The organism is Ramlibacter sp. (assembly GCF_029866045.1).
In the GTDB taxonomy this organism is placed as follows: domain Bacteria; phylum Pseudomonadota; class Gammaproteobacteria; order Burkholderiales; family Burkholderiaceae_C; genus Ramlibacter.
Genome location: NZ_JARXAB010000168.1, coordinates 1 through 11,039, shown reverse-complemented (window position 1 = coordinate 11,039; position 11,039 = coordinate 1). Strand labels below are relative to the sequence as shown.

Annotated in this window: 11 protein-coding genes; 10 read left to right on the top strand and 1 reads right to left on the bottom strand. The window is 69.6% G+C overall.

Features of this window, described 5'->3' with window-relative positions:
• Positions 1 to 215 precede the first annotated feature (215 nt).
• Positions 216 to 1,787, top strand: coding sequence for a threonine ammonia-lyase, biosynthetic (ilvA, locus tag QE494_RS16695; protein WP_300045188.1), 1,572 nt, complete (start codon positions 216 to 218; stop codon positions 1,785 to 1,787).
• 157 nt (positions 1,788 to 1,944) lie between these two features.
• Here ilvA and QE494_RS16690 read toward each other — a convergent pair whose 3' ends face one another.
• Positions 1,945 to 2,445 (bottom strand): type II secretion system protein N, encoded by a 501-nt coding sequence (locus QE494_RS16690; RefSeq protein ID WP_300045186.1) that lies wholly within the window; start codon positions 2,443 to 2,445, stop codon positions 1,945 to 1,947.
• A 125-nt stretch (positions 2,446 to 2,570) separates the two neighbouring features.
• On the opposite strand from QE494_RS16690, the gene gspG reads away from it, so the two are divergent.
• The 9 genes from gspG to gspD all read left to right on the top strand — a co-directional run bounded on the left by gspG (position 2,571) and on the right by gspD (position 11,016).
• Positions 2,571 to 3,020: a type II secretion system major pseudopilin GspG gene (gspG, locus tag QE494_RS16685; protein ID WP_336619448.1), complete on the top strand. Its 450-nt coding sequence runs from the start codon at positions 2,571 to 2,573 to the stop codon at positions 3,018 to 3,020.
• Between the two features lie 118 nt (positions 3,021 to 3,138).
• Complete coding sequence (locus QE494_RS16680) at positions 3,139 to 3,666, top strand: Tfp pilus assembly protein FimT/FimU (RefSeq protein WP_369289729.1); 528 nt, start codon at positions 3,139 to 3,141, stop codon at positions 3,664 to 3,666.
• Positions 3,663 to 4,103 carry a type II secretion system minor pseudopilin GspI gene (gene gspI / locus QE494_RS16675; RefSeq protein WP_336619447.1) on the top strand — a complete coding sequence of 147 codons (441 nt, stop codon included), beginning with the start codon at positions 3,663 to 3,665 and terminating at the stop codon, positions 4,101 to 4,103. The genes QE494_RS16680 and gspI overlap by 4 nt, the downstream gene beginning before the upstream one ends.
• Before the next feature lies 1 nt (position 4,104).
• Positions 4,105 to 4,821: a type II secretion system protein J gene (locus tag QE494_RS16670; RefSeq protein WP_300045182.1), complete on the top strand. Its 717-nt coding sequence runs from the start codon at positions 4,105 to 4,107 to the stop codon at positions 4,819 to 4,821.
• Positions 4,818 to 5,789 carry a type II secretion system minor pseudopilin GspK gene (gspK, locus tag QE494_RS16665; RefSeq protein ID WP_300045180.1) on the top strand — a complete coding sequence of 324 codons (972 nt, stop codon included), beginning with the start codon at positions 4,818 to 4,820 and terminating at the stop codon, positions 5,787 to 5,789. The genes QE494_RS16670 and gspK overlap by 4 nt, the downstream gene beginning before the upstream one ends.
• 127 nt (positions 5,790 to 5,916) lie before the next feature.
• Positions 5,917 to 7,137, top strand: coding sequence for a type II secretion system protein GspL (gspL, locus tag QE494_RS16660; protein ID WP_300045178.1), 1,221 nt, complete (start codon positions 5,917 to 5,919; stop codon positions 7,135 to 7,137).
• Positions 7,134 to 7,664: a type II secretion system protein GspM gene (gene gspM / locus QE494_RS16655; RefSeq protein WP_300045175.1), complete on the top strand. Its 531-nt coding sequence runs from the start codon at positions 7,134 to 7,136 to the stop codon at positions 7,662 to 7,664. The genes gspL and gspM overlap by 4 nt, the downstream gene beginning before the upstream one ends.
• Before the next feature lie 27 nt (positions 7,665 to 7,691).
• Positions 7,692 to 8,582: a type II secretion system protein N gene (locus tag QE494_RS16650; protein ID WP_300045173.1), complete on the top strand. Its 891-nt coding sequence runs from the start codon at positions 7,692 to 7,694 to the stop codon at positions 8,580 to 8,582.
• 301 nt (positions 8,583 to 8,883) lie between these two features.
• Positions 8,884 to 11,016: a type II secretion system secretin GspD gene (gene gspD, locus QE494_RS16645; protein ID WP_300045171.1), complete on the top strand. Its 2,133-nt coding sequence runs from the start codon at positions 8,884 to 8,886 to the stop codon at positions 11,014 to 11,016.
• The last annotated feature ends 23 nt before the right edge of the window (positions 11,017 to 11,039 follow it).

Sequence of the window (11,039 nt, the reverse complement as noted above, 5' to 3'; positions counted from 1 at the left end):
ATTTCGTTGCAGCGCTCACCATGGCACCCCTTGCTGAACATCCATTAACCGAGCCCTCGCACCGTCCGTCAACGAGACTGAAGTCATTAGAAAAATTTCCTGCAGAGCGGCGAAATACCGACAAAGAAACTGCAATCCATGCGCGATACGGCCTTTAGAACTAAAACGGCCGAGTCACGCACCTGAAGTAACAACGCTGAAGAGATGTAATCGGCATGGCCTCCCGCTCCCCCACCACTACCACCACCACAACCAAGGCCTCTGACCTCTACCTGCGCCAGGTGCTGACCGCGCGCGTCTATGACGTTGCTATCGAGTCCGCGCTGGAGCCAGCGCGCAATCTCAGCCAGCGGCTGCACAACCAGGTGCTGTTCAAGCGGGAAGACCAGCAGCCAGTGTTCAGCTTCAAGCTGCGCGGTGCTTACAACAAGATGGCGCACCTCACGCCAGCGCAGCTCAAGCGTGGCGTCATCTGTGCCTCGGCCGGGAACCATGCGCAGGGCGTGGCCCTGTCGGCCCATCGGCTCGGCTGCAAGGCGGTGATCGTGATGCCGGTGACCACGCCGCAGGTGAAGGTAGACGCGGTCCGCGGCTTGGGCGGCGAGGTGGTGCTGCATGGCGACAGCTACTCCGACGCTTATGGCCATGCGCTGGCGCTGGAGAAGAAGAAGGGCATGACCTTCGTCCACCCATTTGACGACCCCTATGTGATCGCCGGCCAGGGCACGATCGCGATGGAGATCCTGCGCCAGCATCAGGGCCCGCTGCACGCGGTGTTCGTGGCCATCGGCGGCGGTGGCCTGATCTCTGGCGTGGCCAGCTACATCAAGGCGGTGCGGCCCGAGGTGAAGGTGATCGGGGTGCAGATGAACGACTCCGACGCCATGCTGCAGTCAGTGCGCAAGGGCAAGCGGGTGACGCTGGCCGACGTGGGCCTGTTCTCGGACGGCACCGCAGTCAAGCTGGTGGGCGAAGAAACCTTCCGCCTGACCCGCGACCTGGTCGACGACTTCGTGACCGTCGACACCGACGCGGTCTGCGCCGCCATCAAGGACGTGTTCGTCGACACCCGCAGCATCGTGGAGCCCGCCGGCGCACTGGCAGTGGCCGGCATGAAGCACTACGTGGCCCAGCACAAGAAGCGAGGCGAGACCTACGCCGTTATTCTGTGCGGCGCGAACATGAACTTTGACCGGCTGCGCTTCGTCGCCGAGCGGGCCGAGGTGGGAGAAGAGCGCGAGGCCCTGTTCGCGGTGACGATTCCCGAAGAGCGCGGCAGCTTCAAGCGCTTTTGCACGCTCATCGGCGAGCTACCTGGCGGCCCGCGCAACGTCACCGAGTTCAACTACCGGATCAGTGACTCAGAGAAGGCCCATGTGTTCGTGGGCCTCACCACCCAGGGCAAGGGAGAGTCGGCGCGCATTGCGGCGACCTTCCGGCGCCAGGGCTTTGAGGCGCTGGACTTGACCCATGACGAACTGGCCAAGGAGCATGTGCGGCACATGGTGGGCGGCCCCTCGGCACTGGCCAAAGAGGAGCGTCTGCTGCGCTTTGTGTTCCCGGAGCGCCCGGGGGCGCTGATGAAGTTTCTCTCGCACATGCGACCGGGCTGGAACATTTCGCTCTTTCACTACCGCAACCAGGGCGCAGACTATGGCCGCATCCTGGTGGGGCTGCAGGTGCCCAAGGGCGAGATGAAGGCGTTCAAGGAGTTTCTGGACACCCTGGGCTACCCCCACGTGGACGAGACCCAGAACCCGGTCTACCGCCTGTTTCTGCGCGCCTAGGGCGGGCGGGGACCCGGTACGTCGTCTGGGTCATCCAGCCCGACGCGTCTGTCGTAGGGCGTTTGCCCTGGTGCGTCTGCATTGGGGCCTCTGCCAAGAGTCGTTGACCTTGGCGAGTCAGCCCGGCCCTAGACGGCCCTACCCGGCTCAAGCCGGTTCAGCGCGGCAAAGGGGGAAGCTCAAGAACCACGGTGCTCGGCCCTTGCAAAGCAGGCCCAAGCTGCGCGCGACGACCCTGCACCGACTGCAAGACCAGGCCCTCGCCGACAGGCATGCCCACCGAATACGGCCTTGCGGGCAGGCCGTCGACCGCGATCAGGGCCGCGCCGCGGCCCGAGGTGCCAGCGGCCACGCCCGTGAGCTGCAATTGGCTACCCGCCAGGGCGGCGACGGCTGCCTCGGGACGCGCCGAAGGCGCAGCCAGCAGGCGCGCCACCCGCTCCGGGGCCGCAGGCTCAGGCAGCCGAGCGCCAGCGGCAGGCGAGGCCTCACCGGCGGCGGCCATCCGGCTGTCGGCGATTTGCAGCACCCAGTAGCTCAGGCTGGCGGCAGCAGCCGCCGCCAGCAGGCCGGCTGCCAGCCGAGGGGCGAAGCGAGACAAGCCTGCGGAGGGCGCGCGCGTATCGGTGGCAGGGGTGAGGGTCGGCAAAATCATCATGGCGGGCCCGGCGGTGAGATGTCTGCATTATCATGGCGCTAACGCTTTTTGATCACCCCATGAAGCTCACCAGCTCCTTTGTGAACCACCCGTACCGACTGCGCCGCCTGCGCCGCGTTCACCCCCTGCACCGCCAACACGCCCGACACGCCATCGGGCGCCTGCGCCGCGCGGCGGGCTTCACCCTGATCGAGCTGATGGTGGTGCTGGTCATCATCGGCGTGCTGGCAGCGCTGATCGTGCCCAATGTGCTGGACCGGGCAGACGACGCCCGCGTCACCGCCGCCCGCACCGACATCAGCAACCTGATGCAGGCGCTCAAACTGTACCGGCTGGACAACCAGCGCTACCCGACCAGCGAGCAAGGTCTGCAAGCCCTGGCAAGCAAGCCCGGCACCGAGCCGGTGCCGCCAAACTGGAAGCCCTACCTCGACAAACTGCCCAACGACCCCTGGGGGCGCCCTTACCAATACGCCAACCCGGGCGTGAAAGGCGAGGTCGACATCCTCTCCCTGGGCGCAGACGGGCAGCCTGGCGGCGAGGGCAAAAATGCCGATATCGGCAGTTGGCAGTAGCCCCGAGGGGCTGATAAGCGTGCCGTCCTTGCGGGGCCAGCCCCTGCTGCTTGCGCTTGGCAAGCCCTTGTCGGTCAATGACCGTCCTTCGCGAACCCAAGACGCGAGCGTCAGAGGCTTGAGAGCCAGGCCTACGCGAACCTGGCCTGCACAAGTCACACCCCAACAAACCAGCCCCCAACAAGCCGGCTTCACCCTGATCGAGCTGATGGTCGTCGTGGCCATCATTGCCATCGGCAGCGCGGGCGTGATGTTCGCCCTGCGCGACTCGGCCGCATCGCAGCTTGAACGCGAAGGCCTGCGGCTGGCGGCCCTGCTCGAGTCGGCCCGCGCCCAGTCCCGCAGCAGCGGCCAGGCGCTGCGCTGGCGACCGGTAGAAGGGGGGTTCGTCGTTGAGTCGACGGCGGGCCTACCGGCTGCCGGCAGCACCGCGCCCAACCCGTCAGCCAACGCGCCCCGGACCAGCCGCTGGCTGAGCCAGGACACCCGCGTGCAGGGCACACCCGAGCTGGTGCTGGGGCCCGAGCCCCTGCTGCCACCGCAGTCGGTGCTGATCGAGTCCGTCGCACTGCCCGGCCGGCCGGTGCAGGTGGCGACCGACGGTCTACATCCTTTTCGCGTCGGTGCGCCGGGGGCGCCACCATGAGAGCGTCGCGGTGGGCGTCACTGCCACGCGGTCGCAGCACGGAGGGGGCTCACAACCGACAGGGGTCAGGTTGGCTGCAACGCAGCGCCGCGCGGGGCTTCACCCTGATCGAGGTGATGGTCGCACTGGGCATGGTGGCGATTGCGCTGGTGGCGGGGCTCAAGGCCACCGCCGCGCTCACCGACAACGCACGCCGCCAGGGCGACATGCTTCTGGCCCAGGCCTGCGCCGACAACGCACTGGCCGCGGTCCGCCTGACGCCAGGTCTGCCGGGCCTGGGCGAAACGAGCACCAATTGCCGCCAGGGCGAGCAGGCCTTCGAGGTGCTGCTGCTGGTGGCGCCCACGCCCAACCCGAACTTCCGGCGGGTCGACGCCCGGGTGCGGCGCGGTGCCGAAGGCCTGCTGCACATGTCCACCGTGGTGGGCCAGTACTGAGATGGCGCAGACCCACCTCCGGCGCAGCCGCGGCTTCACCCTGGTGGAGCTGCTGGTCGCGCTGTTCGTGCTGTCCCTGGTGGCTGTTCTGAGCTGGCGCGGGCTCGATGGCATGGTGCGTACCCAATCCCAGGTGCAGGCCCGAGCCGACGAGGTGATGACCTTGCAGGTCGGCTTGGCCCAGTGGCGCACCGATCTGGATGCGGTCGTGAGCCAGCCAGGGCTGCCGGAAATCGAGTGGAACGGCCAGGTGCTGCGCATGCTGCGGCGCAGCGACAGCACCACCGGACCCGCGGTCACCGTGGTGGCCTGGACCCGGCGCAGCGATGAGGGCTCAAGCCGCTGGCGCCGCTGGCAGTCGCCGCCGACCACCGAGCGCGGCGAGGTGCAAGCGGCCTGGGCGCAAGCCGACATTTGGGCGCGCAACCCGGGCGCCACCGAACGGGCACGCGAAGTCGCCCTGCTGCCGCTGGACGACTGGGAGATCTTTTTCTATCGCGAGGACGCTTGGGTCAACCCGCAGTCCAGCGACGCCCCGCAAACCGGCAATCGGCCCGCACAGCCCGCGGGCGGCGCGTCCCCCCTGCCCTCGGCAGACAGCAGCACACGCCTGCCCGAGGGAGTACGCCTGGTCCTGCGGATGCCGGCCTCATGGGCGGTCCCAGGCGCGCTCACCCTGGACTGGGTGAACCCGCGTGTCGGAAGAGCCCGGTCATGAGGCAGGGCGCGGGTCACTCCGAGCGCGGCGCCGCCTTGCTGGTCGCGCTGCTCACGGTGGCCATGGTGGCCACCCTGGCCGCGGCGGGCCTGTGGCAGCAGTGGCGGGCGGCGGAGGTGGAGTCGGCGGAGCGCCAGCGCGCGCAGTCCAGCTGGGTGCTGTCGGGTGCGCTGGACTGGGCACGCCTGATCCTGCGCGAAGACGGTGGCAGTTCCGGCAGCGTCGACCACCTGGGCGAGCCCTGGGCAGTGCCGCTGCGCGAGGCCCGCCTCGCCACCTTTCTGGCCGCCAACCGGGATGCCGACATCAGTGGCAGCAGCGCCGAGCGCAGCTTCTTGTCTGGCGAGATCGTGGACCTGCAATCCCGGCTCAATGTGAACAACCTGGTCGAGAGCGACCGGGTGTCACCGGCAGGTACACGGGCTTTCGTGCGCTTGTTCGAGCTCCTGGGGTTGCCCACCGGGCAGGTGGAAGCCCTGGCGCAGCAGCTTCTGCGTGCCAGCCAGGCCAGCCGGCAGGCGCTCCCCGCCGACGGGTCGCCGGTGCCGCTGCTGCCGCAGGAGGTTGCGCAGCTGGTCTGGCTAGGCCTGCCGCCGGCCTCGGTGAAGGCGATCGCGCCTTACGTCACCGTGCTGCCAGCGCGGACCCCGATCAATCTGAACACGGCGCCCGCACCGGTGATTTATGCGGCGGTGGACGGCATCGGCTTGGCGGATGCGCAGCGTCTGGTGGCGCAGCGCTCAGCCAGCCACCTGCGCACCGTGGCCGATGCAACGCCTTTGCTGGGCCCTGAGGCGCGGACCGGGGACGGCGTGGCCAGCGTCGGCAGCCGCTTTTTCGAGGTGCGGGGCCAGCTCAGGCTGGATCAGCAGGTGGTGGTGGAGCGCAGCCTGGTCCAGCGCGACAACCAGCGGGTGCAGACCTTGCGGCGTGAACGGGTGAGCGCAGTAGCGGCACCGGGGTCCTGAGGATCATTCAGCGCGCCGGTGCGCCACCGCAGAAAAGGCGCCGCAAGTGCGCCGCCGGGGATAGGCCTTGGCATATGCTCCAGCCAGGGAACCAAACCGTGTGCAATCCCTACAATGACTTTGACTCATGAGCACACTTCTCGTCCTGCTGCCTACCGGCCCGGTTTCGGGGGCGCTGGAATTCACCTACATCGTCTCGCCTGATGGCCGCAGCCTGGCCACATCGGGCCGCGGACCCGCGTCCCTGCTGCCGCAGACGGGCGGTCCGGGCAGCGAGGTGGTGGGGGTGGTGCCGGCCGAGGCTCTGTCCTGGCACCGGATCGACTGGCCACGCGGCGTCGCCGCCGGCACGCCACGCCTGCGGGCGGCGCTCGAAGGCTTGCTCGAGGAGCAACTGCTCGACGATCCCGAGGCGCTCCATTTCGCAGTAGAGCCCGGCGCCCGGGCGGGCGCGCCAGCCTGGGTGGCTGTGTGCGACAGGGCCTGGATCAAGTCTGTCCTGCACATCCTAGAGGCCGCCGGCCAGGCGCCGCATCGGCTGGTGCCCGAGGTGGCGCCCGGGTCGCCGCCCTTGCTGCTGGCAGTTCAGGGGCCGGAACAGGGGGACGCTGACGCCAGCCCCTGGCTGATTGCCAGGGGTACAAGCGCGCTGGTACGCCTCCCGCTAGAGCCCAATGCGCTCGAGCTGCTCCCCGAGTTCGACGAAGACACCTTGCTGCTTGCCGAGCCTGCGGTCAGCGCCCAGGCGGAGGCGCTGCTTCAGCGCCACGCGGTGCTTCAACCCGCTGGTCAACGCTGGCTGCAGGCGTCCCAGTCCCGCTGGGACCTGGCGCAGTTCGACCTTCTTCGCTCTGGGCGTACCCGGCTGTTGAAGGCCGTGGCCGCGGCCCTCACCCTGCTGCGATCGCCCGCCTGGCGGCCGGCGCGCTGGGCGGCAGTGGGTGTACTGCTGGCCCATCTGGTCGGGCTCAACGCCTGGGCCTGGGCCGAGCGGCAGGCGCTGCAGGCGCGCCGGGGTGCCATCCAGGACACCCTCACCCGCAACTTCCCGCAGGTCAAGGTGGTGATCGACGCGCCTCTTCAAATGGCGCGCGAGGTCGCCGCGCTGCGCCAGACCACCGGCGCGCCGGCCCCGGGCGACCTCGAAGCCTTGCTGGGCGCGCTGGCGCCGTTTGCCGGCGACCGGCCTGCCAGCGAGATCCGCTACGACACCCAGGGCCTGCGGCTACGCGGACTCGGTTGGACCGCCACGCAGCTGCAAGCAGCGACACCGGCGCTGCAAAGCCAGGGCATCCGGGCCACGCTCGATGGCGAGACGCTGGTGCTCCGCGCGGAGGGCACGCCATGAGTGCACCCGGGCGCAACCCAGGCAGGCGCGACGCCGCCATGCCCACGGCCTGGCGACAGCAACTGGCCTTGCGCTGGCAGGCGCAGCCAAGACGCCAGCAGGTGCTGGTCGCGGTGGCCATCGCCCTGGTTGCAGGCACACTCATCTGGCGAATCGCACTCGCGCCGGCCCTCAGCCTGTGGCGCGAAGCGCCACAGAAGGAACGGGCGCTCGACCTCGAGATGCAGACCATGCAGGCCCTCGAGAGCCAGGCGCGCATGTTGCGCCAGCTGCCGCAGGCCGGACGCGATGATGCGCGGCGCGCACTGGAAGCGAGCGTGCAACAACAGCTGGGCGCGTCGGCCCGCCTGCAGCTCTCGGGTGACTCGGCCACGCTCACGCTCACCGGCGCACGCGGCGAGGCGCTGGCCCAGTGGCTGGCGCAGGCACGCATCGACGCGCGCACACGACCGGTATCAGCCCAACTGACACGCAACCCCGCTGGCCTGTGGGAGGGCACGCTCACGCTGGCCCTGCCCGCCCGCTGAACGCCCAAGCCACCCAAGCCCCGCACCATGAAGCCCGCCGCCGCACGCCAAGCCAGACGCCCAGGCCTCTCACGCCTGCGCGTCGGACGCACGGCGACTGCGCACTCGCGCGGCTTCGCCCTGGCTGATCGCGCGCCCTGGGGCTGGGCGCTGGCCGGCGCGCTCGTCGGGCTGCTGGCTACCACGGTGGCCTTTGCGCCGGCGCGCTGGGCGGCCGCTGCACTCCACACCGCGACCGAGGGGCGCATTCAATTGCTCGACGCAAGGGGAAGCGTCTGGACGGGCTCGGCCCGGCTGGTGCTCACCGGCGGCACAGGCAGCCAAGACACCCAGGCGCTGCCCACGCGCGTGGCATGGCGGCTGCGCCCACAGGCCACTGGCCCGGACGGAGGCCTGCCAGGCCTCTCGCTGCAACTGCAATCTGATTGCTGTACGCCGACGCCACTGGCGCTGGCCCTGGCCTGGCGCCCGGGCCAGGTGGCGCTGCACCTGGCGGACACGCCCGCCTCGCAGTGGCCGGCGGGTCTGCTGGCCGGCCTGGGCACGCCCTGGAACACGCTGGACCTCGAGGGCCAACTGCGCCTGCACACCCAGGGCCTGCGCCTGGGGTGGGCCGCAGGCCGTCTGCAGGTGCAGGGCCAGGCCGACCTCGCCCTGGTGAACGCATCCTCTCGGCTGGCGACCCTGCGGCCCCTGGGCAGCTACCGGCTGCAACTGCAAGGGGGCGACACGCCGGCACTGCGACTTGACACCCTTGACGGCGATCTGCGCATCCAGGGCCAAGGCCAGTGGGTGGGCGCTCGCCTGCGCTTCACCGGCGACGCACAAGCAGCGCCGGGGCGCGAGGCCGCACTGGACAACCTCCTGAACATCATCGGGCGCCGCGCCGGACCGCGCGCCCTCATCACACTGGGCTGAGACACCTATGGCCAATTTTCAAGCTCGCGCACCGCTGACCGCCGCAATGCCTTCAGCCTTACATCCTTTGGTGCTTGCCATCGCGCTGCTGGTGCCGCCTGCGGCATTGACACAGACCGTGGACGCCCCAACGAGGACCGCGTCGGGTGTGGCCAACCCGGCCAGCGCATCCGCAGCGGCGGGGCCGGCCGCATCCGCCTTGGCCTCGCCGATGGCCGCGCCGCCGGTCAGCGCACCCCGACCGGCCGCTAGACCCGGAACACCCGGGACAGCCGCGACAGCCGGCGGGCGGTCACCCGCATTGGCACTTCCCGCGCGGCCCGGCCGCAACGAGCCCATCACCCTCAACTTCGCCAACGCAGAGATCGAGGCCGTGGCCCGCACCATGGCCACGCTCATCGGCCGCAGCATCGTGGTCGACCCACGGGTGCGCGGCACGATGAACCTGGCCACCGAGCGACCGGTCTCGCCCCAAGCGGCGTACGGGCAGTTCCTGGCCATGCTGCGACTGTCCGGCTATACCGTGGTCGATGTCGGGGGCCTGCTCAAGGTGGTGCCTGAGGCCGACGCCAAGCTGCAGGCCGGCCCGGTGTCGGTGGACCGCGCCCCGACCGGTAACCAAATGACCACCCAGATCTTCCGGCTCAACTACGAGTCGGCGAACAATCTGGTGCCCATCCTGCGGCCGCTCATCAGCCCCAACAACACCATCAACATCAGTCCCGGCAGCAACGCGCTGGTGATCACCGACTACGCAGACAACCTGACCCGTCTGGCCCGGATCATCGCCGCGCTCGACACGGCCAACGCCACCGATGTGGAGGCGATCCCGCTGCGCCATGCGACGGCGTCCGACCTCGCACCGCTGGTTGCGCGTCTGGCCGAGGCCAGCGCCACGGGCCCCACCATCGGGCCGGCGGCGCCAGGCGGCGGCGAGAGCGGCCGGGTGGCTGTCGTGGCCGAGCCGCGGGCCAATGCCTTGCTGGTGCGCGCCCCCAATGCTGCGCGGCTGAACCTCGTTCGCCAACTGATCGAGCGCCTGGACCAACCGGGCGCACAAAGCCCTGGCGGCAATATTCATGTGGTCTACCTGAAGAACGCCGAGGCGACCCGACTGGCGGTGAGCCTGCGGGCGGCGCTGGCCAGTCAGGTGGCCGCGACGGCTGCCACCGGCACGGGCGCGCCGGGCCCTGCGGTCACTGGCGGCGGGGCATCCATGGCCAGCGCCGTGAATGCGGCCGGCCTCAGCCCGGCCACGGCAGCGATCCAGCCGGCCGCGCCGCCGAACACGGGCGGACAGATCCAGGCCGACCCGGCCACCAACGCGCTGATCATCACTGCGTCTGAGCCGCTGTACCGCCAGTTGCGCGCGGTGATCGACCAGCTCGACACCCGCCGTGCTCAGGTCTTCGTCGAGAGCCTGATCGTCGAGGTCAATACCGACCGCGCTGCCGAGCTGGGCGTGCAGTGGCAAGAGGTGATCGGCCGCGCGGGCAACAGCACCCTGGGCGTGATCGGCACCAACTTCACCGTGGGCGGCGCCAACATCTTCTCCGTGGCTGCCGGCGCCGCCACCGGTCAGACGCTCCCCTCCCCCGGCGGCAACCTGGGTGTGGTGCGCAACCTCAATGGCACCTACGCGCTCTCGGCCTTGGCCCGCTTCATCGAGACGCAGGCGGGCGGCAACGTGCTGTCCACACCGAACCTGCTGACGCTGGACAACGAGGAGGCCAAGATCGTCATCGGCCAGAACGTGCCCTTCGTGACCGGCCAGTACACCAGCAACAACACCAGCGGTGCTTCGGTCAACCCGTTCCAGACCATCGAGCGCAAGGATGTGGGCCTGACCCTGCGGGTGCGGCCACAGATCAGCGAGAACGGCACGGTGAAGATGCAGATCTTCCAGGAGGTCTCGAGCGTGCAGGCGGGCAGCATCAACTCGGCCTCGGGCCTCATCACCAACAAGCGCTCGATCGAGTCGAACGTGGCGGTGGACAACGGTTCCATCGTGGTGCTCGGTGGCCTGCTGCAAGACGAATACGCAGGCAACGAGCAGAAGCTGCCGGGGCTGGGCGACCTGCCCCTGATCGGGCGCCTGTTCAAAAGCGAGACCCGCAGCCGCAAGAAGACCAACCTGATGGTCTTCCTGCGCCCGGTGGTGGTGCGAGACAACGCCAGCAGCGAGTCCCTGGCGCTCGACCGCTATGACCTGATGCGGGTGCAGCAGGCCAACGCGCAGCCAACCCCGAGCAGCATCCTGCCGATCAATGCGTCGGCCATCATGCCGCCCCTGACGCCGCAGACCCAGCCAGCCTCTTCGCCCTCTTCGCCCGCTTCGCCATCAGCCGCCACGCCCCGCGCCCAGACGCAGCCCGCGCCGGCGGCGCCCCTGCCGGCGGGCCGCCCGCTGCCGCCCGCGGGTGACCGCCAATAAGCGCGCCTTCGTACCGAAGAAGC

Coding starts and splice junctions, on each gene's coding strand:
- ilvA (WP_300045188.1), top strand. CDS start 216: ATGGCCTCCCGCTCCCCCACCACTACCACCACCACAACCAAGGCCTCT.
- QE494_RS16690 (WP_300045186.1), bottom strand. CDS start 2,445: ATGATGATTTTGCCGACCCTCACCCCTGCCACCGATACGCGCGCGCCC.
- gspI (WP_336619447.1), top strand. CDS start 3,663: ATGAGAGCGTCGCGGTGGGCGTCACTGCCACGCGGTCGCAGCACGGAG.
- QE494_RS16670 (WP_300045182.1), top strand. CDS start 4,105: ATGGCGCAGACCCACCTCCGGCGCAGCCGCGGCTTCACCCTGGTGGAG.
- gspK (WP_300045180.1), top strand. CDS start 4,818: ATGAGGCAGGGCGCGGGTCACTCCGAGCGCGGCGCCGCCTTGCTGGTC.
- gspL (WP_300045178.1), top strand. CDS start 5,917: ATGAGCACACTTCTCGTCCTGCTGCCTACCGGCCCGGTTTCGGGGGCG.
- gspM (WP_300045175.1), top strand. CDS start 7,134: ATGAGTGCACCCGGGCGCAACCCAGGCAGGCGCGACGCCGCCATGCCC.
- QE494_RS16650 (WP_300045173.1), top strand. CDS start 7,692: ATGAAGCCCGCCGCCGCACGCCAAGCCAGACGCCCAGGCCTCTCACGC.